General features: G+C 69.1%; 24 protein-coding genes and 7 pseudogenes. 14 read left to right on the plus strand and 17 right to left on the minus strand.

What is annotated here, in order from left to right:
- The first annotated feature begins 103 nt into the window (after window positions 1-103).
- The gene (locus tag G6N56_RS24800) at window positions 104-649 is read left to right on the plus strand and encodes a DUF1360 domain-containing protein (protein ID WP_085256356.1); all 546 of its coding nucleotides are present in this window, start codon (window positions 104-106) and stop codon (window positions 647-649) included.
- A 9-nt stretch (window positions 650-658) separates the two neighbouring features.
- On the opposite strand, the gene G6N56_RS24805 is transcribed toward G6N56_RS24800, so the two are convergent.
- On the minus strand, window positions 659-1,981 hold the full coding sequence (locus G6N56_RS24805) for an NAD(P)/FAD-dependent oxidoreductase (RefSeq protein ID WP_085256357.1): 1,323 nt from the start codon (window positions 1,979-1,981) through the stop codon (window positions 659-661).
- A 361-nt stretch (window positions 1,982-2,342) separates the two neighbouring features.
- Here G6N56_RS24805 and G6N56_RS24810 point away from each other — a divergent pair.
- The 5 genes and pseudogenes from G6N56_RS24810 to G6N56_RS24830 form a co-directional block, all read left to right on the plus strand.
- Window positions 2,343-2,897: pseudogene (locus G6N56_RS24810) on the plus strand (GAF and ANTAR domain-containing protein); the annotation flags it as partial.
- 55 nt (window positions 2,898-2,952) lie between these two features.
- Window positions 2,953-4,134 (plus strand): zinc-dependent alcohol dehydrogenase, encoded by a 1,182-nt coding sequence (locus tag G6N56_RS24815; protein WP_085256359.1) that lies wholly within the window; start codon window positions 2,953-2,955, stop codon window positions 4,132-4,134.
- Window positions 4,135-4,302: 168 nt separating this feature from the next.
- Window positions 4,303-6,453 (plus strand): glycogen debranching protein GlgX, encoded by a 2,151-nt coding sequence (glgX, locus tag G6N56_RS24820; RefSeq protein ID WP_085256360.1) that lies wholly within the window; start codon window positions 4,303-4,305, stop codon window positions 6,451-6,453.
- 157 nt (window positions 6,454-6,610) lie between these two features.
- Window positions 6,611-6,802, plus strand: coding sequence for a hypothetical protein (locus G6N56_RS24825; RefSeq protein ID WP_142280652.1), 192 nt, complete (start codon window positions 6,611-6,613; stop codon window positions 6,800-6,802).
- Between the two features lie 133 nt (window positions 6,803-6,935).
- Entirely contained in the window at window positions 6,936-7,694 is a 759-nt protein-coding gene (locus G6N56_RS24830) for an SDR family oxidoreductase (RefSeq protein WP_085256365.1), read from the plus strand.
- 13 nt (window positions 7,695-7,707) lie between these two features.
- Here G6N56_RS24830 and G6N56_RS24835 read toward each other — a convergent pair whose 3' ends face one another.
- Both G6N56_RS24835 and G6N56_RS24840 read right to left on the minus strand, forming a co-directional pair.
- Window positions 7,708-8,679, minus strand: coding sequence for an aldo/keto reductase (locus G6N56_RS24835; protein WP_085256361.1), 972 nt, complete (start codon window positions 8,677-8,679; stop codon window positions 7,708-7,710).
- A 23-nt stretch (window positions 8,680-8,702) separates the two neighbouring features.
- Window positions 8,703-9,700 (minus strand): annotated as a pseudogene (locus G6N56_RS24840) (sensor domain-containing protein).
- Between the two features lie 582 nt (window positions 9,701-10,282).
- On the opposite strand from G6N56_RS24840, the gene G6N56_RS24845 reads away from it, so the two are divergent.
- Both G6N56_RS24845 and G6N56_RS24850 read left to right on the plus strand, forming a co-directional pair.
- Window positions 10,283-10,843, plus strand: coding sequence for a hemerythrin domain-containing protein (locus G6N56_RS24845; RefSeq protein WP_085254718.1), 561 nt, complete (start codon window positions 10,283-10,285; stop codon window positions 10,841-10,843).
- Window positions 10,844-10,859: 16 nt separating this feature from the next.
- A pseudogene (locus G6N56_RS24850) lies at window positions 10,860-11,528 on the plus strand (UdgX family uracil-DNA binding protein); the annotation flags it as partial.
- A gap of 12 nt (window positions 11,529-11,540) precedes the next feature.
- Here the strand turns inward: G6N56_RS24850 and G6N56_RS24855 are convergent.
- From G6N56_RS24855 to G6N56_RS24875, 5 genes and pseudogenes are all read right to left on the minus strand, one after another.
- A complete protein-coding gene (locus G6N56_RS24855; protein ID WP_085254716.1) occupies window positions 11,541-13,334 on the minus strand; it encodes a thiamine pyrophosphate-requiring protein in 1,794 nt (597 codons plus the stop codon).
- A gap of 260 nt (window positions 13,335-13,594) precedes the next feature.
- Window positions 13,595-14,083, minus strand: a pseudogene (locus tag G6N56_RS29305) (UDP binding domain-containing protein); the annotation flags it as partial.
- 51 nt (window positions 14,084-14,134) lie between these two features.
- Window positions 14,135-14,377: pseudogene (locus G6N56_RS29310) on the minus strand (SDR family NAD(P)-dependent oxidoreductase); the annotation flags it as partial.
- Window positions 14,373-14,489: pseudogene (locus tag G6N56_RS29670) on the minus strand (carbamoyltransferase N-terminal domain-containing protein); the annotation flags it as partial. The pseudogenes G6N56_RS29310 and G6N56_RS29670, both read right to left, overlap by 5 nt.
- A gap of 8 nt (window positions 14,490-14,497) precedes the next feature.
- Complete coding sequence (locus tag G6N56_RS24875; RefSeq protein ID WP_085254715.1) at window positions 14,498-15,574, minus strand: NAD-dependent epimerase/dehydratase family protein; 1,077 nt, start codon at window positions 15,572-15,574, stop codon at window positions 14,498-14,500.
- On the opposite strand from G6N56_RS24875, the gene G6N56_RS24880 reads away from it, so the two are divergent.
- Window positions 15,573-15,866 (plus strand): glycosyltransferase family 2 protein, encoded by a 294-nt coding sequence (locus G6N56_RS24880; RefSeq protein WP_085254714.1) that lies wholly within the window; start codon window positions 15,573-15,575, stop codon window positions 15,864-15,866. The two genes, G6N56_RS24875 and G6N56_RS24880, sit on opposite strands and share 2 nt — an antisense overlap.
- 104 nt (window positions 15,867-15,970) lie before the next feature.
- Here the strand turns inward: G6N56_RS24880 and G6N56_RS24885 are convergent, their stop codons facing one another.
- From G6N56_RS24885 to G6N56_RS24895, 3 genes and pseudogenes are all read right to left on the minus strand, one after another.
- Entirely contained in the window at window positions 15,971-17,026 is a 1,056-nt protein-coding gene (locus G6N56_RS24885) for a DNA topoisomerase IB (protein ID WP_085254713.1), read from the minus strand.
- Between the two features lie 134 nt (window positions 17,027-17,160).
- Entirely contained in the window at window positions 17,161-17,559 is a 399-nt protein-coding gene (locus tag G6N56_RS24890; RefSeq protein ID WP_085254712.1) for a heme-binding protein, read from the minus strand.
- Window positions 17,560-17,777: 218 nt separating this feature from the next.
- Window positions 17,778-18,633: pseudogene (locus G6N56_RS24895) on the minus strand (SDR family oxidoreductase).
- On the opposite strand from G6N56_RS24895, the gene mbp1 reads away from it, so the two are divergent.
- Together mbp1 and G6N56_RS24905 are read left to right on the plus strand one after the other, a co-directional pair.
- Window positions 18,572-18,814, plus strand: coding sequence for a microaggregate-binding protein 1 (gene mbp1 / locus G6N56_RS24900; protein ID WP_085254721.1), 243 nt, complete (start codon window positions 18,572-18,574; stop codon window positions 18,812-18,814). The pseudogene G6N56_RS24895 and the gene mbp1 sit on opposite strands and share 62 nt — an antisense overlap.
- A gap of 173 nt (window positions 18,815-18,987) precedes the next feature.
- Window positions 18,988-19,275 (plus strand): DUF3349 domain-containing protein, encoded by a 288-nt coding sequence (locus G6N56_RS24905; RefSeq protein ID WP_085254711.1) that lies wholly within the window; start codon window positions 18,988-18,990, stop codon window positions 19,273-19,275.
- A gap of 12 nt (window positions 19,276-19,287) precedes the next feature.
- Here G6N56_RS24905 and G6N56_RS24910 read toward each other — a convergent pair whose 3' ends face one another.
- Genes G6N56_RS24910 through G6N56_RS24930 form a run of 5 tightly spaced genes read right to left on the minus strand, consistent with a single transcriptional unit; the run spans window position 19,288 to window position 23,160 of the window.
- Window positions 19,288-20,052 (minus strand): endonuclease/exonuclease/phosphatase family protein, encoded by a 765-nt coding sequence (locus G6N56_RS24910; RefSeq protein WP_085254710.1) that lies wholly within the window; start codon window positions 20,050-20,052, stop codon window positions 19,288-19,290.
- A gap of 58 nt (window positions 20,053-20,110) precedes the next feature.
- On the minus strand, window positions 20,111-20,737 hold the full coding sequence (locus tag G6N56_RS24915) for an SAM-dependent methyltransferase (protein ID WP_085254709.1): 627 nt from the start codon (window positions 20,735-20,737) through the stop codon (window positions 20,111-20,113).
- Window positions 20,734-21,507 carry a PIG-L deacetylase family protein gene (locus G6N56_RS24920; protein ID WP_085254708.1) on the minus strand — a complete coding sequence of 258 codons (774 nt, stop codon included), beginning with the start codon at window positions 21,505-21,507 and terminating at the stop codon, window positions 20,734-20,736. The genes G6N56_RS24915 and G6N56_RS24920 overlap by 4 nt, the downstream gene beginning before the upstream one ends.
- 7 nt (window positions 21,508-21,514) lie before the next feature.
- Window positions 21,515-22,456 carry an acyl-CoA dehydrogenase family protein gene (locus tag G6N56_RS24925; protein ID WP_085254707.1) on the minus strand — a complete coding sequence of 314 codons (942 nt, stop codon included), beginning with the start codon at window positions 22,454-22,456 and terminating at the stop codon, window positions 21,515-21,517.
- On the minus strand, window positions 22,453-23,160 hold the full coding sequence (locus G6N56_RS24930) for a glycosyltransferase family 2 protein (RefSeq protein ID WP_085254706.1): 708 nt from the start codon (window positions 23,158-23,160) through the stop codon (window positions 22,453-22,455). Before G6N56_RS24930 ends, G6N56_RS24925 begins: the two co-directional genes overlap by 4 nt.
- Before the next feature lie 159 nt (window positions 23,161-23,319).
- Here G6N56_RS24930 and G6N56_RS24935 point away from each other — a divergent pair, with 159 nt between their 5' ends.
- The gene (locus G6N56_RS24935) at window positions 23,320-23,889 is read left to right on the plus strand and encodes a nucleotidyltransferase (protein ID WP_085254705.1); all 570 of its coding nucleotides are present in this window, start codon (window positions 23,320-23,322) and stop codon (window positions 23,887-23,889) included.
- Between the two features lie 6 nt (window positions 23,890-23,895).
- Here G6N56_RS24935 and G6N56_RS24940 read toward each other — a convergent pair whose 3' ends face one another.
- Entirely contained in the window at window positions 23,896-24,153 is a 258-nt protein-coding gene (locus G6N56_RS24940) for a DUF7218 family protein (protein WP_085254704.1), read from the minus strand.
- 136 nt (window positions 24,154-24,289) lie between these two features.
- On the opposite strand from G6N56_RS24940, the gene G6N56_RS24945 reads away from it, so the two are divergent.
- Both G6N56_RS24945 and G6N56_RS24950 read left to right on the plus strand, forming a co-directional pair.
- Entirely contained in the window at window positions 24,290-25,303 is a 1,014-nt protein-coding gene (locus G6N56_RS24945) for a chemotaxis protein CheB (RefSeq protein WP_085254703.1), read from the plus strand.
- Window positions 25,300-26,058, plus strand: coding sequence for an STAS domain-containing protein (locus G6N56_RS24950; RefSeq protein WP_085254702.1), 759 nt, complete (start codon window positions 25,300-25,302; stop codon window positions 26,056-26,058). The genes G6N56_RS24945 and G6N56_RS24950 overlap by 4 nt, the downstream gene beginning before the upstream one ends.
- The last annotated feature ends 29 nt before the right edge of the window (window positions 26,059-26,087 follow it).

The following is a 26,087-nucleotide window of genomic DNA, read 5'->3' on the forward strand; positions in this document are numbered from 1 at the left end:
GGGGTTGCGGCTGCCGCCATCGGGTATTCAGCTCGCTGGACGTGCCTGACTCGCTGGACGTGCCTTAGAAGCGCCGCGAAGCGCCCCTTGGAGGAGTTTGCGAATGGGAAATGTGACGGACACCGGCGCCCCGGTCGGCCAGGTGCTCGATGGCGCTCGGCAGGAGGCCGACGAATACCGAGGGGACAATCCCCGGCCGTTGGGCGGCTACGTGGCGGTGTTGTGCATTTACGGCGCCGTGGTGCTGATCGCCACGCTGGCCGCCGTGGTCACCGGCCGCCGGCTGCCGACGCGGTGGCCGTTGCAAGACCTGGTCACCGTGACCCTCGGGACCCACAAGCTGTCGCGGACCCTGACCAAGGACGCGGTGACGAGCCCGCTGCGTGCGCCGTTCACCCGTTTCAAGGGCAGCGGCGGCCCGGCGGAGGTGATGGAGGAGGTTCGGGAGGAGAGCCCGCTGCGCCACAGCTTCGGGGAGTTGCTCACCTGCCCGTTCTGCCTGGACATGTGGGTGGCGACCGGGTTCGCCATCGGCCTGGTCTTCGCCCCCAGGTTCACCCGGCTGGTCGCGGGCGTGTTCACCGTGCTGACCGGGGCCGACTTCCTCCAGCTCGTCTACGCCATGGCGCAGCAGAAGGCCGAGGGCTGAGGGCTCGGCTCATCCCGTTTTCGGCATGGGGATGCCCTCGCTGGCCGCGAACCCCGCATCCTTCTGGGAAGCGAGCCCAATCGAGACCACGGATCGGTCGAACAGCAGGTCGGTCAGGTAGGCCAGCGCCACTGCCCACCGGTTGACGCCGCGCGGGATCGCATAGAGGTGGTAGGACCGGGTGACGACTTTCGCCGGCAACCCGGACAGGTGCACGTTCAGCGGGTTGGCGACCGCGTGCCACGGGCCCAGGTCCACCACCAGGCCCAGGTTGCGGTGCTTGTAGTCCTTGGGCGCGCCTCGGAAATGGGGGAGGTCCAGGCTGGCGGCCACGTTGCGGGCCAGCACCTTTCCCTGCCGGGTCGCGTGCTGTGCGGTCGGCGGGGTGATCTGTCCGGGTTGAGTGAGGTCGGGGACCGCGGCGGCGTCACCGGCCGCGAACACGCCCGGCTGGTCCGGGACCTGCAGATCGGCCCCGACCTTCAGCCGGCCCCGTTCCGTGGGCAACCCGAGGCCCTGGATCAACGGCGCCCCCGTCACGCCCGTCACCCAGGCGATCGTGTGCGTGTCGACGCGCGAGGCATCGCTCAGGACAACGTGATCGGCGTGTGCCTCCTTAAGGGTGACGCCGAGCCGGACATCGATGCCGCGCCGCCGGAGCACCTTCTGCGCCGCATCACCCAGCTTCTTGCCTACCTCGGGCATCAGCTGTTCGGCCAGGTCGAGGAGCAAGAACCTGACGGCGGCCGGATCAAATCTCATCTGCTTGGCCGCCGCGTCGGCCAGCGCCCGCAGCTGGACCACCAATTCGGTGCCCGAATAGGAGGCGCCCACCACGACGACGGTTCGGCGTGCCGCCGCAATCCGCGGGTTCTCCTCGATGTTGGCCAGCTCCAGCTGCTCGACGAAATGGTCCCGCAGGTACAGGGCCTCGGCGGTGGTCTTCAACCCGCGCGCGCACGTCGCGAGCCCCGGCACGTCGAACAGCCGGGTGACCGAGCCGGGGGTCAGCACCAGCCGATCCCAGGACATGGTGTGGCTGCGCTCTTCGGGATCGCAATACGTCAGCGTGCGTTGGGAGAAGTCCACGCCGTCCACGCGGCCGCGGACGGCATGCACGCCCTTGAGCGTGTTCGCCAGTGGGACCGCGACGAAGCGGGCGTCGACAACACCGCCGGCGACGTCAGGCAGCAGCGGCGTGTACAGCATGTAGTCGACGGGGGAGATGATGGTGATGTCGACCTCCGCGCGCCGGCGGCGCAGAATGCGGGCCAGGCGGTGCGCGCAGGTGAATCCGGTGAAACCGCTGCCCACGATCACGATTGACGTCACCCGTCCGAGTGTAGGACGGGCAGGGGCGGCGGGTCGGGGCCGACGGCGGGCGAACCATCGGTGACGGGCGCGAAAACTACCCTATCCCAGGGTGTTTCGTGTATGCAGCGGTGACGTGGGACAAGGCGAGGGTATCGGCGCTCGGAGCCTGCACTTCGTTTTCTGGCTCCTAGACTTCGTTTGGCGGCATTGACTCACCAAACCGACCGTTAGAACGCTTGAATGAGCGAGGCGTGTCTCAAGAAGAAGCGTGCCCGGATTTCGCCGCCCAGGGGTCACCCCGGGGGCAGACCTTCGAGAGAGGGTGCTGTGCAAGACACCAGTACGGGCGTCGTCGCCCAGCTCGCGGAGCTGGTCTCCAGCCGAGAGGAGCAGGGCGGTGACCAACGTGGCGGCCACGCATCGTTATCCAGTCCTGTTGGACGAGATCCAGAACCGATACGGGGAGGGGCTGTGCGTGGAGGCCGCGTGGCGGCAGCACGTGCTGCACGGCGACGACCTCACCAAAGATGAACGGTGGCCGCGGTATCGGCGGCACGCGCTCGAAGAGACCCCGATCAGGTCCATCCTGTCCTACGAGTTGTTTGTGGACCGGGTCAGCATGGCCGCGCTCAACTTCTACGCCGACCGGCCGCACGCGTTCCCCGACGACTCGGTGGAGCTGGGCGCCGTTCATGCCACCCACATCGCGCTGGCGTGGTCGATGTTGCGCCGCCAGGACCAATTCCGCAGTGCCCTCGCGTCCAGGGACATGATCGGCCAGGCCAAGGGAATCATCATGGAGCGCTTCAGTCTCGACGCCGTCGAAGCATTCGAACTGCTCACCCGGCTCTCGCAACAATCCAACACCAGGCTCGTCGACGTCGCGAAATCACTGATCGACAGCGAGCATCCGCTCAAGCGTCGACACGGTTGACGGCGCCGCCCAGGCCGGAGTTTCGGCGGGCGCCAGGCGGGTATGTGCTGTGCACATGAAGGCTGTCACCTGGCACGGCAAGCGCGATGTGCGAGTGGAATCGGTGCCCGACCCGAAGATCGAGAAGCCCACCGACGCCATCGTCGAAGTCACGTCGACCAACATCTGCGGATCCGATCTGCATCTTTACGAGATTCTCGGGGCGTTCATGAAGCCCGGGGACATCCTGGGGCACGAGCCGATGGGTATCGTGCGTGAGGTCGGCGGTGAAACGGGCGACCTGCGGGTGGGGGACCGGGTCGTGATCCCCTTCCAAATCTCCTGTGGCAGTTGCTACATGTGCGACCAGCAGCTCTACACCCAGTGCGAGACCACCCAGGTGCGGGCTCAGGGCATGGGCGCGGCGCTGTTCGGCTACTCGGAGCTCTACGGGGAGGTTCCCGGCGGCCAGGCCGAGCTGCTGCGTGTGCCGCAGGCCCAGTTCACCCACATCAAAGTGCCTGAGGGGCCGCCGGACTCGCGGTTCGTATACCTGTCCGACGTGCTGCCGACGGCGTGGCAGGCCGTGGCGTACGCCGATATCCCCGACGGCGGCACGGTCACCGTCCTGGGCCTGGGGCCGATCGGCGACATGGCCGCGCGCATCGCCGATCACCTCGGCTACCGGGTGATCGCCGTCGACCTGGTGCCCGAACGGCTGGCCCGCGCCGCGGAGCGCGGCATCCACACCGTCGACCTCGGGCGGCTCGACGCCGACCTGGGCGATGCGATCCGGGACCTGACCGACGGCCGCGGTACGGACTCCGTGATCGACGCCGTGGGCATGGAGTCCCACGGCTCGCCCGCCGCGCAATTGGTCCAGCAGGCCACCGGTTTGCTGCCGGACTTCGTCGCCAAGCGACTCATGCAGACCGCCGGCGTGGACCGGCTGCATGCCCTCTATTCCGCGATCGACATCGTGCGGCGCGGCGGAACCATCTCGCTGATCGGCGTGTACGGGGGGATGGCCGATCCGCTCCCGCTGCTCACCCTCTTCGACAAGCAGGTGACCCTGCGGATGGGGCAGGCCAACGTGAAGCGGTGGGTCGGCGACATCATGCCGCTGCTCACCGATGACGACCCGCTGTGCGTCGACAATTTCGCCACCCACGTCCTGCCGCTGGAGCAGGCGCCGCACGCCTATGACATCTTCCAGAAGAAGCAGGACGGGGCCGTCAAGGTGATCCTCAAGCCGTGACGAGCGACTGACACCCGCTTACCGCGCGACCGCACAAAAGGATAAGCGACACAAGCGTTTTGCGCACACCGTGGTGGCATCGCCGCAGCAGGCCGCCGCGGGGTGCCGGCGCGCCACGCGGGTGCCCAGCCGGTTTGATCACCGCACAGGCGGGGTATCAATGGCGCCATGACCACCGCAGAGACGCCTGCCCCCACGCCCACTGGAGAGGTGTGGCCGGGGAGGGCTTACCCCCTGGGCGCCACCTATGACGGCGCGGGCACGAATTTCGCCGTGTTCAGCGAGGTGGCCGAGCGGGTGGAGCTGTGCCTGTTCGACGCCGACGGAACCGAGAGCCGGGTCCCGCTGCCCGAGGTCGACGGCTACATCTGGCACGCCTACATCCCCAACATCGAACCCGGCCAACGCTACGGCTACCGCGTGCACGGCCCGTACGACCCGCAGAACGGCTTGCGGTGCAACGCCAACAAGCTTCTCGTCGACCCGTATTCGAAGGCGATCGACGGCTCGTTCGAGTGGAACCAGGCGTTGTTCAGCTACAACTTCGGTGACCCGGACAGCCGCAACGACGACGACTCCGCCGCCTTCATGCCCAAGTCGGTCGTCATCAACCCGTACTTCGACTGGGGCAATGACCGGCCGCCGGACCGCCAGTACGCCGACACGGTCATCTACGAGGCGCACGTCAAGGGCCTGACGCAAACCCACCCCGACCTCCCCGAGCAGCTGCGCGGCACCTACGCGGGCGTCGCGCACCCGGTGATCATCGACCACCTCAAGAGCATCGGCGTCACGGCCATCGAGCTGATGCCGGTGCACCACTTCGCCAACGACTCCACCCTGGTGGACAAGGGTCTGTCGAACTATTGGGGTTACAACACAATCGGGTTCTTCGCGCCCGACTTCAAGTACTCCAGCGCCACCTCGCCCGGCGGGCAGGTGCAGGAGTTCAAGGCCATGGTGCGGGCGCTGCACGAGGCCGGCATCGAGGTCATCCTCGACGTCGTCTACAACCACACGGCCGAGGGCAACCACATGGGCCCGACGTTGTCCATGCGGGGCATCGACAACCCCGCCTACTACCGGCTGGTCGACGACGACAAGCGCTACTACATGGACTACACCGGCACGGGCAACAGCCTCAACGTCGGGCACCCGCACGCGCTGCAGCTGATCATGGACTCGCTGCGGTATTGGGTGACCGAGATGCACGTCGACGGCTTCCGGTTCGATCTGGCCGCGACGCTGGCCCGCGAATTCTTCGACGTGGACCGCCTGGCGACGTTTTTCGAACTGGTGCAACAGGATCCGACCGTGAGCCAGGTCAAGCTGATCGCCGAACCCTGGGACGTCGGCCCGGGTGGCTATCAGGTCGGCAACTTCCCGCCGCAATGGACGGAATGGAACGGCAAGTACCGCGACACCGTGCGGGACTTCTGGCGCGGTGAGCCCGCGACGCTCGACGAGTTCGCCTACCGGCTGACCGGGTCCGCCGACCTCTACGAGCACACCGCGCGCCGGCCGGTGGCCTCGATCAACTTCGTCGTCGCCCACGACGGCTTCACGCTGCGTGACCTGGTGTCCTACAACGAAAAGCACAACGAGGCCAACGGCGAGGACAACAACGACGGCGAGAGCCACAACCGGTCGTGGAACTGCGGCGCGGAGGGGCCCACCGACGACGAGGGCGTCAACGCGCTGCGGACTCGACAGCAGCGGAACTTCCTCACCACGCTGCTGCTGTCGCAGGGTGTGCCGATGATCTGCCACGGCGACGAGCTGGGCCGCACGCAGAACGGCAACAACAACGGCTACTGCCAGGACAACGAGCTCACCTGGATCGACTGGTCGAAAGCCGACAGCGGCCTGCTGGAGTTCACCCGAATGGTGTCCGCGCTGCGCGCCAACCACCCGGTCTTCCGCAGGCGCCGCTTCTTTTCCGGCAAGCCGCTGGGCCGCCGGGGACAGGACGGATTGCCCGACATCGCCTGGTTCACCCCTGACGGCGCGGAGATGACCGAGGAGGATTGGGGCGCCGGTTTCGCGAAGTCCGTCGCGGTGTTCCTCAACGGCCACGGCATTCCCGACCGCGATGCGCGGGGGCAGCGAGTGCTCGACGACTCGTTCCTGCTGTGCTTCAATGCCCACCACGAGCCGATCGAATTCACCTTGCCGGCAAAGGAATTCGGTGCATCCTGGCAGCTCGTGGTGTTCACCGGGCCCGAGGAGGAGACGCCGGCGGAGGAGGTGCCCGGGGGAGGCGCGCTCACCGTGGACGCGCACACCGCCGTGGTGCTGCAGGCCCCCGACGGGGGCTAGACCGTCAGCCCATGTTGCGGCGCGGGCATCGAGCGCCATCGGTGACCTTTCGCCAGCCGCAACGGGCTCCGCGGAGCATCATCTGCGGCCAGGCCGCATCGATCCGGGTCAGCCGGTCGATACCAGTCGCCCAGACACGGCCAGCCCCGACGCGTGCTTGAACGACCCTGGCCGCGCTCACGTGGACGGGATCGGCAGGGCTGGCTGCGGCGATCTTGTTCCGGTCGGGTCGCCCCCCATCGAGGTGTCGGGCAAGACGTTCTCCACGACGCTGAGCGTTGGCGCCACACTCGCCCTCGCCGAGGAGTGCGTCGACACCATCACGGCGCGGGCGGACGCGGCGACGTAATAAGGCCACGTTGGGGAACAGGAACACCGTCGTCAAATTGAGCGCCGCGCTATCGCCACCCTGCGGCATGAAGATCCGGTAGGTTCTTGCCGACGGCAGTGCGTTACAGGAGAGGGCGAATATGTCACGGACGGTGGTGGTGGGCGCCTCGAGCGGGCTCGGTCGCTGCATCGGGGTCGGTCTCGCCGGGCGTGGCCACCAGGTGGCGCTGCTGGCCCGGCGGCGCGAGCGGATCGAGTCGGCGGCCCGGGATGCGGGACCGGCCGCGATCGCGGTCGAGTGCGACGTCACCGACGGGGCTTCGTGCCGCGCGGCGATCGGCGATGCCGCCGAGGCGCTCGGCGGCATCGACAACCTCGTCTATACGCCGGCCGTCGCCCCGCTGGCCCGGCTGGTCGACACCGACGCCGCAACCTGGCGTCGCATCTTGGATACCAACGTCGTGGGGGCGGCGCTGGTGACGGCCGCGGCGGTGCCGCACCTTTCGGCTTCCGCGGGCAAGGCGGTCTACCTCTCCTCGGACGCGGGCACGTTCGGGCCGCCCTGGCCGGGTCTGGGAGCCTACGGCGTCAGCAAGGCGGCCCTGGAGCGACTGGTTGAGGCCTGGCGGGCCGAACACCCGGACATCGGCTTCACCACGTTGATCGTCGGCGAGTGCGCCGGCGGCGAGGGTGACAGTCAGACCGGGATGAACGTCGGCTGGGACATGGATCTGGCGCGCCAGGCCGTCCCGCTGTGGGCCTCGCGGGGCTGCATGCCCGGCAAGTTGATGCCCGTCGAGGACCTCGTCGAGGTGGTGCACACGATCCTGCGCACCGACGCCGCCACGTCGATGCCCGTCGTCGTCGCACGGGGCGCGGACGCCGGCCCCGCGGCGTTTGCGTCGTCCTAGCGGTGCGCCGTGGTCACTTGCGGCCCAACTTCTCCCGGACCAGGTCGGTGAGGAAGCGCCCGTTCGAGACCGGGCGGAACGCGCGGGCGGCCTCGGTCAGGGCATCGCGGGATTCCGGGCGCAGCTCGATGTCGGCCGCGGCGACGTTGAACTCGAGCTGCTCGACGCCGGACGCGCCCGGGATGGCCACCACGCCGGGCAAGCTGATCAGCCACGCCAGCGCCACCTGCGCAGGCTTCGCCCCCACCTCGGACGCCACGTCGCGCAGCGTCTGCAGCAGCGGCTCGATGCGCCGGAGGTTCTCCGTGCCGAACAACGGGTTCACCGCGCGGACCCCGCCGGGGCGGTTGTCCGGCCCGTACTTGCCGCCGAGCAACCCCTGCGCCAACGGGCTGTACGCGATCACGATGCGATTCTCCCGCTCGGCGAACGGCACCAGGTCGCTCAGCGCGTTGGCGTGCGCGAGAGAGAAGTGCACCTGGTTGCTGATGACCGGCCGACCGAGCGCGGCATCGGCCTTGCGCCACCGCTCGAGCGAGTAGTTCGAGACGCCGGCCGCGCCGATCTTCCCGCTGTCGAGCAGGTCGCGCATCCCCGGCATGATCACCGAATCCGGGAACACGGGGTTCGCCTGATGGATCTGGTAGAGGGGGATGCGGTCCAGGCCGAGGCGCCGGGCGCTGGCGCGCTCGCGCTGCCTGACCACGGCGGGGAACGGGGCGACGGGCATGATCTTGCTGGCGACCGCGACCTCGGCGCGCCGGCTGCCCAGAGCCTCCCCGAGGATCCGCTCGCTCTTCCCCAGCCCGTAGACCTCGGCCGTGTCGAACAGCGTCACCCCGGAATCGAGCGCGCGGCGGACGATGTCGCCCGCCGCGCCGGAGGCGTACCGGTCCCCGTAGCCCCATTCACGGGAGCCGAACTGCCAGGTGCCCAGGCCGATTCGGCTGACCCGCCCGATGCCCTCGACGTCGAGATATTTCATGCACCCACCCTACGGCGGTCCCGTCAGCCGGGGATCTTGTCGAGCACGTAGTTGGCGATGCTGACGGCGGCCTGGCGGGGGCGATCGCCGTCGGTGGTACCGCTGCAGGAGACGTAGAGGTCGACCACGACGTTGGCTTTGGTTGCGATCGCGCGGGTGGAGCGAATCTGCAGTCCGGTGGGCGCCAGGTCCAGGGTGCTGATGCCGTTGCCGCCGTCGGCCGGGGCGCTCAAGGTGAAGGGGATCGGCCCGGCGCCGGGGATGGTCACCCGCACCGTCGTCCCGCCGCACTGGCGCCATCCGGCCAACACCCCATCCAATTGCGATTGGGCGGCGGGCGGGTCGCGGAACGCCGCGGCGGCCTGAATGACCTGTACCGACTTGAGCAGCGTGCGCGTGTCGGAGAATTCCTGCGCGTGGTAGCCGAGGATGACGCCGGCGGCGTAGGCGTCCGGGGTCCCCGGGGCGATGCTTCCCCAGCACTCCGCGCGGTCGATGGTCCCTTCCCGGTCGGACCGGCTGGGGCGGTCCCACGTCTGGCCCGCCTCGAGGTTCCGGTCGGCGGTCATGCTCTCGAGCGCGTCGAGGCCGGGCAACAGGGCGGCCACGGCGGCCGGGGCGACCGCGGGCGGGGCCGGCGCGGGGGCCGCCGTGGGGGCGGGCGCCGCGGTCCGGCTGGGCGCGGGCGCGAACGCCGCGAAGGCCGCCCACGCGGCCAGCGCGACCACGGTCGACGCGATGAATGCGTACGACAGCACGATGCCCACCACGGCGCGGTCGCGGCCGAGCTCGCCGGTGCGTCGGATCTGCGCGAGCCCGAGATGCCCCAGAATCGCCCCCACGGGGGCGAACACGAACGCGAACACCAGCGACAGCGTCGCGAGCGCATTTACCGAGGGGGGAGGCGGCGGGGGCGGCGGGGGGAGGTAGACCGGCGGGGCGGTGGCGGCGGCCTGCCGAGCGGGTCGTAGGTGAACGGCGGAAGGGGACCGCCGCCGAGCGGATCCTGGGGATTGCTCACGCCTCGGCCCTCCTTGTCCGGGGATCCTGCCCCGAATGTAGCCGATGCTCTCGAGGGGGTGCAGCGCTGCACATATACGTCGCCGCGGTGAGTTGCATCCGAGCGTCCGGATGAGCGTGCCGAACGCAAATATACTGGTCAACTCCTATCTACCGCGGATCACTCCTCTGGCTATCGCAGTGGATACGTTGCGCTGCTACGCATAAGTACCCTTGTATACGTAGCATCTGTCTGTCGTTGGTCGACGCGAGGCGAACCGAAAGCGAGGAGAGACCCGTGACGCTGCGACTCCCGGACCTGGCGCAGTGTTGCGACGTCCACGGCGGCGACCTTGCCGCGGTCGGGGTGTGGCACGAACACTCGCCGGTCGTCCTTCTGCCGCCAGGTGCCGCATTCACGCGCCACGGTGGATTCCGGGGCCTCTGCCGGCGGCCACGGTCACTTCCCTGGGCGTTCCTCTTTGTCAGCAATGCCCGCATGTCCACGGCTACACGGGGTTTGGTCGACATGGTGATGGGTAGACCTCCGGTTAGCGCGCGCCAACAGCCCGGCACGCGTTGAGGATTGAACCGGGAGGACACCATGGCCGAAACCGCCATCCAGTCGCCCACCGACGTGGTCGACTTCCTTGTCACTCAGCACCAGCAGATCAAGTCGCTGTTCGAGCGGACGCTGTCCGCATCGGGCGAAGACCGCGAAAGCGCATTCGTCGGCCTGCGGCGTCTGCTCGCCGTGCACGAGACCGCCGAGGAGGAGATCGTCCACCCGCGGGCGAAACGGAAGATCGCCGACGGCCAGACCATCGTCAGCGCCCGGCTCGAGGAAGAAAGCGAGGCGAAAAAGGTGCTCTCCGAGCTGGAGAGGCTCGACGTCGACAGCGCGGAGTTCACGCAGAAGCTGAGCAAGCTTCGCGACGCAGTGGTGAGGCATGCCGATCACGAGGAAGCGGAGGAATTCGCCAAGCTCGGTGAGCAGCTGAGCGCCGACGAACTCAAACGGATGGGTCGCGCCGCCAAGCTCGCCGAGGCCGTCGCGCCCACCCGGCCGCACGCCGGCGTGGAGTCGCAGGTGGCCAACCTCGCGGCGGGCCCGTTCGCGGCCATGCTCGACCGCGCCCGCGACGCCATCATCGGGAAGGGCTAGGCGCCAGAGCGCCAGGTTCATGGCGACAGCGCAGACGGCCGGCGCCGCCCGCTACGTCCCTCAGGACCACGGGCTGGAATCGTTGCGGGCGGCGGCCCAGGGCTGCCACGGCTGTGCGTTGTTCGAGGACGCCACGCAGGCGGTGTTCGGTCGCGGCGCTGCGGGGGCGCCGATCATGCTGGTGGGCGAGCAACCGGGTGACCGGGAGGACCGGGCGGGGGAGCCCTTCGTCGGGCCCGCCGGCCGGCTCCTGGCCCGCGCCCTGGCGGACGCCGGCATCGACCCGTCGGTGACCTACCAGACCAACGCTGTCAAGCATTTCAAGTTCACCCGCAAGGACGGCAAGCGGCGGATACACCAGAAACCAAGCCGCACAGAAGTTGTCGCGTGCCGGCCGTGGCTGCTCGCCGAGATCGACGCGGTGCGCCCGCAGGTGATCGTGTGCCTGGGCGCGACGGCCGCGCAATCGCTGTTGGGCGCGGACTTTCGCGTCTCCACCCACCGCGGCGAGGAGCTGCGACTGCCCCGGGCGGTGCTGGGCGCGCCGGTCACACCCGAACCGGTCGTCGTGGCCACGGTGCACCCGTCGGCGGTGCTGCGCGACCGCAGCGATCGCCACGACGAGGCCTATAAATCCTTCGTCGAGGACCTGCGTGGCGCACGCTCCGCCGCCGACGGGGTGTGACCCCGCGCTCGGTCAGCTCTTCCGGTGCGGCAGGAACTCCTGGGCCTTGGTCTTCAGGCCGACTTTGACGAAGCCGACGCGATCCTCGTCCCCGGACAGCACCGCGGTGGTGGCGGCCTTGAACTGATCCCAGGTGGCGTGCGGCGGAATCGGCGGCATGTCGGGGTCGGTGAAGACGTCGAGCACGGTGGGACGGTCCGCGGTCAGCGCGTGGCGCCACGCGTCCCCGAGTTCCTCCGGGTCCTTGATGGCCATCGCATTGAGGCCCAGCCCCGCCGCGAACGCCGCGAAGTCGACATCCGGAAGCGTCTGGGACTCCGCGAATTTCGGGGAGCCGGCCATGGCCCGCATCTCCCAGGTGACCTGGTTCAGATCGTTGTTGTGCAGGATCGCGATGATCAGGCGCGGGTCGTCCCACTCCCGCCAGTAGCGCTTGATCGTGATCAGCTCGGCCATGCCGTTCATCTGCATGGCGCCGTCACCGACGAACGCGATGGCGGGACGCCCCGGGTGGGCGAACTTGGCGCCGATCGCGTAAGGGACCGCCGGGCCCATCGTGGCGAGGGTGCCCGACAGCGACCCCCGCATGTCGCCGCGGAACTTCAGCTGACGGGCGTACCAGTTGGCCGCCGACCCGGAGTCGGCCGTGACGATCGCGTCGTCGGGCAGTTGCGGGGACAGCTCGGAGAACATCCGCATCGGGTTGATCGGGTCGGCGCCGACGTGCGCCTCCATGTCCATCGTTTCCCACCACCGCGCGACGTTCTTCTCGATCCCTTCCCGCCAGGACCGTTCCTCCTTGCGGCGCAGGTGCGGAATCAGCGCCCGCAACGCGGTCTTCGCGTCGGCGACGACGTTGACCTCGTAGGGGTAGCGCATCCCGATCAAGCGGCCGTCGACGTCGATCTGCACCGCGCGGCACTGCCCGAACTCGGGCAGGAACTGCGTGTAGGGGAAGCTGGACCCGACCGTCAGCAGCGTGTCGCAATCCCGCATCAGCTCGTAGCTGGGCCGCGTGCCCAGCAGGCCGATGGAGCCGGTGACCCACGGCAATTCGTCGGAAAGCACGTCCTTGCCCAGCAGCGCCTTGGCCGCCCCGGCGCCGAGCAGGTCGGCCACTTGGCCCAGCTCCTCGCGCGCCCCGCGCGCACCGGTGCCCACCAGGATGGCGACCTTCTTGCCCGCGTTGAGGATCTCGGCGGCGCGCGCGATCGCCGCGTCGTCGGGGGCGATGGCGGGGTACTCGATCCCTAGGCTGGACGGCACCATCTTGAACGCGTGCTCGGGCGGCGAGTAGGGCAGCTCCTGCACGTCACTGGGAATGATCAGTGCGGTCGGGGCCCGCTGGGTCATCGCGATCCGGATGGCGCGGTCCAGCACGTTGGGCAACTGCTCGGGAACGGTGACCATCTGGACGTAGTCGCTGGCGACATCCTTGAAGAGGTTCAGCAGGTCGACCTCCTGCTGATAGTTGCCGCCCATGGCGGTCCGGTTGGTCTGCCCCACGATGGCGACCACCGGCACGTGGTCGAGCTTGGCGTCGTAGAGGCCGTTGAGCAGGTGGATGGCGCCCGGTCCGGAGGTCGCCGCACACACTCCGACCCGGCCGGTGAACTTGGCGTAGCCCACGGCCTCGAAGGCGCTCATCTCCTCGTGGCGCGACTGGACGAACTTCGGCTTGTTGTCCGCGCGACCCCAGGCGGCGAGGATGCCGTTGATGCCGTCGCCGGGGTAGCCGAAGACGTGCTCGACGCCCCACGCCCGCAGCCGCTCCAACAGGTAGTCCGAGACCTCTTGCTTCGACATTGAGTTCCCTCCTAGACAGACGGCTCGGGCGGGGACGGGTTCGCACGCACCGCTCGTCGGGCCGTCGGGATGGTGGGTCGCGCCCGTCGGTGTTCTTTCACCGCGGGCGAGGGCAACGGTGTGCCCGCCGCTCGCCCGTGGGCGGGGAGGGCACTTCCCACAGGGATGGGTGTTACCCGAAATGGCCGCCGTTATTCCTTTCCGCGCGGTCACCGCCGAATTCTCAGCGGCCTGTCAGGATGTCGGGCTGCCGGCGCCGGCTAGAACCCCTGTGGCACACCGTTTCCCAGGTAGCGCATCCCGGCGGCACGCACCGCGGCCGGATCTAGCAGGTTGCGGGTGTCGAGCACGACGGCGAGCGGCGCGTCGCGCGCGACGGTCCGCCAGTCGAGATCGCGAAATTGCGGCCACTCGGTCAACACCACGATCGCCTCGGCCGCCTTGGCGGCGCGGTACGGATCGTCCACACCTGTCACCCGGCTGCCGTGCAGGACACCGGGGTCGATGTGGGGCAGCTGCGGGTCGTAACCCATCACCTGGGCCCCCGCCCCGGCGAGTTCCAGGCAGGCCGCCAGCGCGGGGGACTCACGGGTGTCGCTGGTGGCGGCCTTGAACGTCAGGCCGAGCGCGGTGACCCGGCAGCCTGACAGCGGGCGGCCCAGCGTCCGCCGCAGCGCCGCGGCGATCCGCCGCCCCTGCGCGGCGTTGGTCTGGCGGGCGGCCTGGACTTCCGCGAACGTGACGCCGTGCAGGCGCGTTCACAGGGGATTCCGGCCTACTCCAGCAGCTCGCACCATCGGTGCAACCACTTTGATGCCCAGCGTCGATGCGCACGTGACGATCCGCCCGCGGGTGGACTTCAGGTAGGGCAGCGCCGCGCGGATGACGGCCGCGGTTCCGACCAGGTTGACCGCGATGACCTGCTCTCACTCCTTGGCGGGTACCTCTTCGAGGGTCCCGCACGAGTCGATCCCGGCCGCGGTGAAGACGCCGGTGATTCGCCCGCCGACCCGGTCGGCCAGCGCCTCGACGGCTGCGGCGACCGTGCTTGCGCCGGGAGAACCGCTCCTCCTCGGCGGCCGCCACTATCTCGCCGTCGACGACCAGCGCCGCCGCCAAGTCGTGAAAGACCGCATTGACTCCGAGAATCCGCACCGCACCTCCTACTGCGCCAGTTGCTGGGGGGCCCGGGAGAGGCCTGGCCCGGGTTCGTCGGCCACCGTGGTGCGGAACCACGCGACGGTGGTGGCGAGGCCCGTGCGGTAGTCGACACGCGGCTGCCAGCCCAGCTGCTCGCGGGCCAGCGTGATGTCGGGGCAGCGGCGCTGCGGGTCGTCCTCGGCCGGCGGGGTGAGCCGGATCGTCGACTTGCTGCCCGCCAGGTCCCGGATCAACTCGGCCGCGGCCAGCACCGTGAGTTCCATCGGGTTACCGATGTTGACGGGGCCGCTGAAGTCGGTGCGCGCCAACGCCATCAGGCCCGCGACGGTGTCGTCGACGAAGCACAGGGAACGCGTCTGCAGGCCGCTGCCCGCCACCGTCATCGGTTCGCCCCGCAGCGCCTGGCGGCAAAACGTCGGGACCATGCGGCCGTCGTCGGCGCGCATGCCCGGCCCGTAGGTGTTGAAGATGCGCGCCACCCCGACGTCGACCCGGCCGAGTCGGCGATAGGCGAACGCCAAGGCCTCCGCATACCGCTTGGCCTCGTCGTACACACTGCGCGGGCCGACGGGATTGACGTTGCCCCAGTACGTTTCCGGTTGCGGGTGCTGCTCGGGATCGCCGTAGACCTCACTGGTGGAGGCCAGCACCAGGCGGGCCCCGTCCCGTTCGGCGATCTGCAGCGCCGTCTCGGTGCCGGCCGATCCGGCGCGCAGGGTCGCCAGCGGCAACCTCTGGTAGTCGATCGGCGAGGCCGGCGAAGCCAGATGGAACACGGTGTCGAAGTCGGCACCCACCAGTCCGATCACGCCGGGATCGCAGATGTCGTGCTGCACAAAGTGATACCCGGCGCGCCGGGTCAGCCGGGTCGCCGCGCCCGGCGGGCTGGTGGACAGGTCGTCGACGCTGACCACCTCGGCGCCGGCGTCGAGCAGCCGCCCACATAGGTGAGCTCCCAGGAAACCGGCGCCCCCGGTGACCAGGACACGCGAGACGGAACGCATCGCCGTCTCGTGCCCGCTGGCCCGGTGATGAAACTCCGTTTCAGTCGTCGGGTTTGGGGTAGCCGCTGCAGTCATGGCGACCAAGCCTAGTACCTCATTCGTCATCGCGACCCGTGACCGCTGCGACGAACTCTGCGCGGTCCTCGATCGGCTCCTCGATACGTTTGACTGCTCGATCATCTTGGTGGACAACGCATCCCAAGACTGCTCTGTGCCTGCCGCCGCTCGGATAGCGGATCGATCCGACGGGCGGGTGACGGTCATCCCGCTGCCCCGCAACGAGGGCGCGGTCGCGCGCAATGTCGGGGTGGCCCAAGCTAAGATCGTATCTGCGGTCGACGCGGTCGACCCGGTCGACCCGGGCTGAGCGGACGCGCGCTTCCTGACCCGCGCTAACCCCGGCGCACCGAACACTTCGCATGGCGAGCACTGCATGGCTTCGGCGACGCCTTCGAGTTTGCGCGGCCATACTCACGCACTCTTGGCCAACGTGGAACCGCCGGATCCGCTGTGGCCCTTGGCCACCCGTCGGATCAGCAGCCGGGTGGCCTTCTCCAGCGTTTCCTGCGCCGCGTCGGGCTCTGGGGTGCGTTCGGCGCGCCGGGCCGCGGCGGCGATGGTCAGCCCCTGCTCGTAGCCGGCGACGACCCGGGGATCCACGTAGGATCCCCGCGCGACGGCCGGCGTGTTGCCCAGCCCCTCGGCGACCTCCTTCATCACGGCCGACTCGACGCGCTTGGCGACCCGTTGCGACACGGCGGGGTCGGCGTCGGCGAACGCCGTGGCGGCCAGCACCGTACCGTGCCAGGTGCGCAGGTCCTTGACCGTGTACTCGTCGCCGACCAGCTCCTTGAATCGGGCGTTGAGGTCGTCGGAGCGAAGGTCGACCCATCCGGAGGAGGTGCGGCACACCAGCAGTCGCTCGGTCCGATTGGGGCGGCGCATCAACGCTCGCACGGCCCGGACGACTTCGGTGTCCTCGATCTCGACGCACCTGCGCACGCCGCTCTTGCCGGGAAAGTCGAAACCGACGGCGTTGCGCCGGACCGTCACGTGCTCGCAGAGCATGGTGGCCATCCCGTAGGACTCGTGTTCCTCGGCGTACTGCTCCCCGCCGGCGCGGAAGTATCCTCGATCGAGGATGCGCAACGCGACGGCGAGCACTCGGTTCCGCGTTAAGCCGTTGCGGCTAAGGTCTTTGGCGAGGGCGGCCCGCCATTCGGGCAACCGGGTGGACAGTTCCAGCACGCGGTCGAACTTCTCCTCGGCCCGTTCCTGCTGCCACGCCGTGTGATAAATGTACTGGCGCCGACCCGCGGCGTCGGTTCCCACCGCCTGGATGTGATCGTTCGGATACGGGGAGATCCAGACCTTCTTCCACGCCGGCGGGATGACCAGCTCCTTGATCCGCTGCAGGGCTTGGGGATCGGACAACAGAGCCCCGTCGGGGCCGTAGTAGGCAAAGTGCTTCCCGCGACGCTTGCGCGCGATCCCCGGCTTGGTGAGGTCGCTGCGACGCAGCCGCATCCCCGCTCCTTCGAACTCGTGGGTACTGACGTGCTTGCACAAATACCCACCGCGGCAAGCGTTCACACGTCGCCCAAAGCCGACACGCCAAACGGCCCGCCACAACGTCGTGGCGGGCCGTCCTCGGGCTGCGATCAGCCGGCCATGAACTCCTGGTAGGCCGACTCCAGGTAGGGCGGCAGCGCTTTCACGTTGCACTGACGTTCCGTGTCCCCGATCGGCGCCAGGATTCCGCGCAGGTCGTAATACTGCTGCGGATGCGCGGTGAAGTAGCCGCGCAGGTTCGACTCCGCTTCCGGACGCGGCTGGCCGTAGGCCGCCGTCACCACCTGGTTGGCGTCCGGGTGCGCGGAGAGGTACTGCTGCGCGGAGCCTTGCGCCGAGGAAACGGTGGCGTTCACTCCGCCGGGACTGCAGTCGGGTGCGGCCAGCGCCGAGGGCGCAGCGACGACGCCCACGGTCATTCCCCCGAGCAGAAAGCCGGCACTTATGCCGGCCACCCGCCGACGCGCGACAATGCTGCTGAATTTCATGTCTGTGATGTCCTTCGAATTTTCGAATCGATACTTCTCAAGAGGCTCCCGATCCTCGAAATCCAAAGTAGCTGAACCTGAGCGAAGGCGGCGTGCGCTCACGACGACCGCCCAATCGCAGTCCGATGTTTCGCGGAACAATTTGCTGGCCGTTTGCTGGCCGAGAGAGCCCGAAGGACGGCGGGTCCGTGAGAATTCTCAGAAAAGCGCCGGGAATCTTAAGGAATCGTAAGCTGGATCGTGACGAAACCGTTATCCAGGCGGTCAGACTTTCTCGTAGTCCGCCGTGCCGGGGCTCGACGCCCGGTCCCCGCCGTCCGTGTCACCGGTGGCCGCGTGGTGAGCCAGGTGTCCATGTCCGGGCCGACGATGATCGGCCGCTCGGGAGGCGGCAACGCCCCGGCCCTAGCACGGGTACGGCCGATGGCCCCGCGCGAACAGGACGGTCGTCGCCCTCCCATGCGAGCACGTTCGCCGCCAGTTCCGGAAGCCGGACCGGATGCGGGCCGGCAATCGTGCGCGGCCGGTGTGTTTGTCCGACGGCCGCCTCGATCAACACGTCGGCCACGGTGTCGGCGGCGATGGGCTGGATCAACCGGTCCTGAACGATCACCTCGTCGTCGTGGTAGCTCACCGCGGCCGGGGTGGTGGCGGATTCGTACCGCAGCGTGGACTTCACGATCGTGGTCGGCACCGGCCCGTCGAGCGCAATCCGCCTGGCCGCCCGTTTGGCCGCGCAGTAGGGCAGCCCATCGAAGACGGGGTCCTCCATGCCCGCGACGGTCGACATCACGAGACGCTGGACGTCCTGAGCGGCGCAGGCGCCGACGACGTTGCGCGAGGCGGCCGCGAGCACGTCCGCAATGGCGGACCGGCGATCGGCCGGCATCGGATTGGAAACGTCGATCACGACACCGACTTCCCGGAGTGCCCGGGACAGACCTCGCCCGGTGACGACGTCCACGCCGCGTGCGCGACAGAGCTCGACCACGGCACGTCGCGCGCCCTGAGCCTGGCGACGACGCGCGAACCGGCCCGACCGGTCGCCCCGGTCAAGGGCGCTGTCGAGGGCATCAAGGGCAAGGTCGAAGAGGTCGGCGGAACCGTCGCCGGGCGCGACGACCTGGTCGAAGAGGGCCGGGCGCAGCAGGACAAAGCCGACGCGCAGCGTGATGCGGGCAAGAAGGAAGCTGAAGCCGAGTCCGCGCGGGCCGGTGCGAAGGCGGCCGAACAGCGCCAAAAGGAAGACCAGTAAATCCGTCTCAGGGGTCCGGCCCGCAGGTGGGGCCGGGCCCCTTTCGGCGTGCGCGGCTGGGAATGGCGGCGCGGCGGCGTAAATTCTCTGGTGGGATGGTTTCAAATCGCCGCGTGGGGTTATCCCTGGCACACCGCCTTTGGTGCGGGTGTGTCCGGTGAGTGAGGTGAACGATGGGTCTGGCCGCGCGCGTGACCGGCGTGATGGCTTTCCTGCGCGCGGGTTACCCGAATGGGGCGCCGGCGGTGGGATACGCGCCGCTGCTGGCGCTGCTGCCGCGCCGCGTGTCCGACGATGAGGTGTCGGCCATCGCGGAGAAGCTCCTTGCGCCCGCCCACCGTCCGGCGGACCGCGCCGACGTCGGGGTGGAGATCACCCGGGTGACCGACGAGATGCCATCACTGGACGACATCGGGCGGGTCGAAAGCCGCCTGGCCACCGACCGGGCTTCCGACACCTAGAGTCGCCCGCCATCACTCGCGTTCGAGATCGACGGCCAGCGGCCGGTGATCCGAGATCGGCATGAGTTCGGCGTTGACGGCCGCGCCGCGCAATCGGCTGTCGTCGGTCAGTATGTGATCGAGCTGACGGTCGGGAACGTCCGCCGGGAAGGTCTTGGCCACCGCGAGCGGCCGCATTCCCGACCAGCGGCGCACCGTGGCCGGCGTCATGTTGAGGTCTCCGGTCAGCAGCCGTGGCCCGGGAAATCCGCGCAGGTCGCGGACCAGCCGGCGCAACTGGCGCCGGTTCCAGCCGGGCACGAACGACAGGTGTGTGTTCGCGACCGTCAGACCGCCCTTGGGGGTGTGCAACTGCGCGATGACGGCCGCTCGGGGTTCCTCGTCGACCACCATTACCCGGCCGGGTTCCGGCAGGTACATGGGGAAACGCATCGGGATTCGCGGCAGCCGCACCACCTGCCAGCTGGCAGCCGGGAAGCGGGACAGCAGCGCAATACCGTAGGTCGCCGTCCCCGGTTGCTCGTGGCCGGTGGCGGCCATCCACGTTGCGCCCGGGGTGCCGGAGATCGCGGCGACGAACCGGTGCTCCACGGCTCCCATGGCCTCGGCCGCCACCGCGGTCAGGTCGGCGAGCTCCGAGCGCGGCTGGTCGCAGTCAACCTCCTGCAGGGACAGCACGTCGGGATTCAGGCGGCGAACGGCGTCGCTCAGGCGCGCCGGATCCACCCCGTCACCGACGGTGCGACCGTGCAGGATGTTGAACGTCGCCACCCGCATAGCTTCTCGATACCCACTTTCCCGGCCGTGCAGTCGCCGCGGGCTGGCCGCCGTCGGGTCAGCTCGCTCCCGGGACCGACTCGCGGGCCGCCACCGAACGGCCGTCGCCGGTATCGAACACCTCGATGACGACGTCCCGGTCTCGGTAGGACGCTAGGGATGCCAACCCGGGGATTCTCCTGATCACGGCGTGCGCCGCTTCGCCGCTGAGCGGGTAGTCCAGGACGGCGTGCCGCCAGTGCGCGGCGATCACAGTCGCTCCCGGCTGTAGCCGCGCGCATTCGCGGCGTAGCGCCGCGTCCAGCGCGTCGGCATGCAGGTAGTAGCAGACTTCGCTGAGCACCACGAGGTCGAAGGGGCCCGGTGGCCATGCCCCGTCCAGGGAGGACCGGGCCAGGGTCACGCGGTCACGGCAGCCGGCCTCCCGCAGTCGCGCGTCAGCAGTGCGTATTGCCGCGTCGGCCACGTCGACGGCCGTCACGTGTACGCAGCGGCGCGCGAGTCGCTCGGTGAGCGTTCCGATCGAACAACCGGGCTCGAACGCGTGCTGGTAGCGGCGTTCGGGGAGCATCGCCGTCGTGATCGCGTACTTTCGCTCCTCGTACCACCGCGTCGAGAGCTGCCACGGATCCTCCGCGTCGGCGTACATCCGGTCGAAGTAAGAGTCGGGCAGCCGCGCGGTCACCCGAAAAGCACCTCACCGACCGCGAGCAGGCGTTCCAGCACGAACGGCGGCAGGACGGGCGGCGAGCCGTCGGCACCGGGCGAGAACTGGCTGCGAAAACACCGCACCGCCGTCCGTTTGCGATCGAGCGCCCGGTCGGACAGCGGCGCTGAGCGGGCTCGGTTCCAGGGCACCGCGGGGTCGAAGGGGTGGGCCCAGTGCCACATCCAAATGGGGTATTCGAGCAGGGCGGTGCCCGTCCGCGCGCAGGCGGTGGCTGCCGCCCGGCCCACGGCTTCGTGATCGGGATGCCCGTCGCCGCGCCAGGTGGCGGCGCACCAGGTTCCGGGCGCAGCGCCTTGCAGGATTTGCACGAGCGACTCGGCCAGTTCGTCCTCGTGGCGGGCCAAGTCTCCGTCGGGAAGCCCCAGCGCCACCGGTGGGGTCAGTCCCAGGATGCCCGCAGATCTGCGCAGTTCGCGCTTTCGGGTGATTTCCAGACGCGTTCGGTCCCGCGGCGTCGAGCCGGGATCAGCGGCGCCGCCGTCGCTGACCGAGACCACCTTGACATCGACGCCCGAGGCGGCGATCTGCGCCGCCGTGGCCCCCACTCCGAGGGTTTCATCGTCGGGATGGGGCGCCACTACGACCAGCCCGGGGCACGCGCTCAGATCCAGTGGCGGGAGCGGGTTCCGATCGAGAGCGGCCAACCACGTCGACAGCGGCGTCCCACCGCGGGTCAGCGGTTTGGCCGCGAACCTGGCCGTGTTGCCGGGTGGGAGCGTGTCCATGTCGTCGTCAACGCCGACTCCCGGCCAGCCGCCCGAGCTCGGCGAGGTCTCGCTCGGCGTGGCTTTGCCGTATGTAGATGGACAAGTCGGCCACCCGCTGAGCGTGCCGACCGTCCTGGCACAGCGGACCGGGGCCCAGGGCGCGGCCGGTGCGGGTGATGGCTTCGTCGACCGCATGTTCCACGACGGTGCGGACGCGCCTGGCCAGCAATTGAGCGGTACCGACCCGGTCGAACGGATCGGAGTCGATGTGGGCCGCGGCGGCCGCCAGCATCGCGTCGCCGGCGGCGAGCGCGGCGTCCACCGCTCCCAGATGCGCCAGGGAATACGCGTCCGCCGATCTGCTCCCCGCGGACCGGTACAGCGGTTCGGCGACCCTGCGTGCGCCGCCGAGCCAGCAAGCGGCCACGCCGATGGCCCCGTGCCAGAATCCGGGTCGGTTCAGGTAGTCACCCGGGTCGCCCACGGCGACGGCCTGCGCATTGGTGAACTGCACCGACCGGGTGTCGCTGCCAGCCATCCCGGCATTCCACCAGGTGCTCGGCAACGCCCTGACACCGGGCTCGGCGAGGGTCACCGCAAACAAGCCCCGGGACCCGTCCTCGAGGCGGGCGGTTACCAGCGCGTGGCTGCAGAATCCGGCACCCGAACACCACACCTTTGTCCCGCTCAGCGTAAAGGCGCCCCCGGCATTGGTGGCCGTCACGACCGCATCGGCGGACTCGGCCGCCCAAACACCCCACAGCTGACCCAGGTCCGGCGGTTTGCCCCCCAACTCGTCGAGGATGGCGACCGCATCCACGTGGGCCTCGGCGATCCGGGCGGCAACGATGTCATCCTCGGCCAATTCCGCCAGGCGTTGCCAGCGTTCGGCCGTTCGCCCGGACGCGGGCAAGGGCATCTCGAGTCGCCCCGAGTCGAGCCAGTGCCTGACCACTCCCGCCGTCACGCGCAATCACCTGCCACCGCACTCCCGAGTTGCCTGAGGTGATGAGCGAATCCGTGCGGGGCCCGACCCTGGGTTCGCGCCGAGGTGATGACCGACAAATCCGTGTCGCGATGAATGCAGTAGCCGGCGGCCTCAAACCGGTTCACCAGGTCGACGTCCTCACCGGTTGCCAACGCGCGGAATCCGCCGACCCGCCAGTAAGCGCAAGAGCTGAAACCCATGTTGGCGCCGTGAATGTGCCTGTGCTCGCTCTGCTGATAGGCGCGGGCGTAACGCTCCGCGACGCCGGTCGAATGGTGGCGCCAGTCCGTCACCCGCACCACACCGAGCACCATGTCGGCGCGGGTTTCCAGCTGACGAACCAGCCAGCCGGGGTCGACACGGCTGTCGGCGTCCGTGGTGGCGTACCAGCACTGCGCGCCTGGCCCGACCAGGGACCGCGCGTAGCCGAAGCCGACCGCGCGCGCGGCACCGACGTTTCCGGCATCGACGCTGATGAAGTGCACGTCCGGCCCGTACTCGCCCGCCAGTTGCGCGCTACCGTCTTGCGTGGCGTCGAGCACCACCACGACGGTGACGGGTACCGGCACGCACAAGGCCGCAGTTAGCACCGCGCGCAGACAGGACGGCAACCTGGCCCTCTCGTTGTGGGCTGGAATCACGACGGCAGCCCCGTCGTAGGCGCTCAGGGTAGGGGCTGACATAACCGAAGACTTGCCCAGTCTTGCGCCTCTTAAACGGACTACCGACACGGAGGGCAACGGACTACGAGGACAACGGACTGCCGGCACGGAGGGCCGAACGCTGCCATGTGATTGCCGGCCGGGTTGCCCCCGCGGGACGCGGGGTATCTCTCGGGAACGATGACAGGCGCCGAGACACCGACGAATCCATCCCGCGCGCAATTGCGGGAAGCGCTGCGCGGGGCGGCGTCCGCACTGAAGGGGAACGGGCCGCGCTTCGCCTTGGCCGGCAGCTATGCGTTGTGGGCCTACGGTGCACCTGAACCAAGTCACGATGTGGATCTCGTGGTGGCAGAGTCGGACGTCGACGCCGCGGTGGCCACCCTTACCGGGGCCGGATTCAGGATCGAACATCCGCCGGAGGATTGGCTGTTCAAGGCGCACACCGGGGACGGGGTGGTCGACGTACTGCACCGCATCAACGGCGTGCGGGTGGAGCCGGCGACGTTGGACTGCGCCGAGCAGCGCGACGTGCTGGCCATCGCGATGCCGGTGCTGCCGCCCACGGTGGTCCTCATTCAGAAGCTGCGTTCTCTCGGCGAGCGCCATTGCGATTTCGCCACGCTGCTCCCGGCGGTGCGGGCGATCCGCGAACGGCTGGACTGGGACCGCATCAAGTCGGAAACCGCGGACAACGACTACGCGGTTTCCTTCCTGGTGCTCGCCGACCGGCTCGGCCTGACCGGATGAGAAGACTCAGTGGTTACGCAGCTTGGCGACCAGCTTGTCTTTCGTGAGGCTGGAATACCCGGACATGCCGAGCTCTTTGGCCCGCTTCTTCAGCTGCGGCACCGTCCAGTCGGCATAGGACCCCGCCTTGCCGCCTTTGCGGCCGACCGACGACTTGCCCCCGCCCGCGGAGGCGTTGGAAATCCGGGCCGCCTTTTCCTTGGAGTCGCCCTGCTTGCGCAGGTCCTTGTACAACTTTTCGTTCTTGATCGACGAATTCGGCACTTTGCATCCTCCCGTGCGCGAAGAAACACCGTTGCGAGAATGCCCGCGGCAAGACCGCGAGAAACCCCGCACATCCCGACGGGCGAATCGATACACGCCGTGACGGGTTACCGACGATGTGTGGGGGTAGCCCTAGGTGGTGATCAGGGCGGCCAACGAACCCGACGACCTGTGCGGCGTCGTCGCGATAGGCGCCTCGGCGGGCGGAGTCGAAGCTTTGTCGCGGATGGTTGCCGGTTTGTCGGCCGATGTGCCCTACGCCTACCTGGTGGCTCTGCACCTTCCCGCCGGTGCTCCGAGCGTGTTGGCCGGCATTCTGGACCGCAGCGGGCCGCTGCCCGCGGTCGCAGCCGAGGACGGCGCGCCCCTCGAACCGGGACGGATCTACGTCAGCGTTCCGGACCGTCACCTGATGGTCGCCGACCGTCGCGTGCTGCTGTCACAGGGTCCGACCGAGAACGGGTACCGGCCCGCGATCAACGCGCTGTTCCGGTCGGCGGCGCTGGCGTTCGGGGCCCGCGCGGTAGGGGTGCTGCTGTCGGGGGTGCTCGACGACGGCGTGTTGGGCCTGGCCGCGATCCGCTCACGCGGCGGCACCACCATCGGGCAGTCCCCCGGGGACGCGCTGTTCCCGGCCATGCCGACCAACGCGATCGATGCCGGCGTGGTGGACCGGCAGGCCGCCGCCGCCGACATCGGCGCGGCCCTCAAAGAGCTGTCACAGCGAGAGATAGCGGACCCCGGCATGCGGCCCGACTCTGCGATGGAGCTGGAGAACCGCATCGCCATGATGCCGCGCTTCTCCACCAACTTCGAATCCGGCAAGCTCGGTCCGCACTCCGGTTACACCTGTCCGGATTGCAATGGCTCGCTGGCTGCCGTCAGCGACGGCAACTTCCGCTGCCAGGTTGGCCACGCCTGGACGGCCGAGGCCCTGCTCACCGCGCGGGACGACGAGGTCGAGGGCGCGCTGTGGATCGCGCTGCGCAGCCTGCAGGAGAAGGCCAGGCTGGTCCGGGGGTTGGCCGACAAGGCCGGCCCCGGCGCATTGTCGCGCCGCTATACGGCGACCGCCGAGGAGATCGAGCGGGCGCTGGCCGTCCTCAGCGACCGGCTGGCGAGCAGCGGTACCGGTGGGGGGCACGGGTGAATGAGGCGCGGCCGGCCGTCCGAATCGACACGGAAGCGCTCAACGATGTGACGGTCCTGGCGACGGAGGGTTTGCTGGACAGCTCCACGTACCGCCACATCCGCGACACGGTGATCAAGGCGGCGCTCGACGAGCCCGACGCGGTGATCGTCGACGTGAACCGCCTGCGCGTCCCGGCCGCCTCGGCGTGGGCGGTGTTCACCAGTGCCCGCTGGCACGTCAGTGTCTGGCCGGACGTACCGATCCTGCTGGTCTGCGAGGCGCCCCAGGCCCGGCGGGAGATCGCCGCCGCCGGCGTGGCGCGGTACGTGCCGGTGCGTGCCACGCGAAAGCTTGCACTGGACGCCCTGCGCTCCCCGCCGCCGCCGCTGCGGCGGCGGGCGCGCACCCAGTTGCCGCGTTCCCGCGCCAGCCTGGGCATTGCGCGACGCGCAATCACCGAGTGGCTCACCGAATGGGACAGCTCCGAGTTGATTCCTGCCGCCGCCACCGTCGCGACCGTCTTCGTCGAGAACGTTCTGGACCACACGGAGAGCGCGCCGGTGTTGATCGTCGAGAGCCGCCAAGGCAGCGTCACGGTCGCGGTCGAGGATTGCAGCGACCGCCTGCCGGGCCGGCACGAGGACGCTTGGCGCGGCGCCGAAATCATGTCCGGCTTGGCCATCGTCGCCGCCCTCAGCCGCGTGTGGGGCAGCACCCCGACGTCGTCCGGCAAGACGGTCTGGGCGCTGATCGGCCGGGAAAACCGGCTCTAAAGCCGCGGGTAGTGTTCAAGTCCTTCGGC

The organism is Mycobacterium saskatchewanense, from assembly GCF_010729105.1.
GTDB classification, from domain to species: domain Bacteria; phylum Actinomycetota; class Actinomycetes; order Mycobacteriales; family Mycobacteriaceae; genus Mycobacterium; species Mycobacterium saskatchewanense.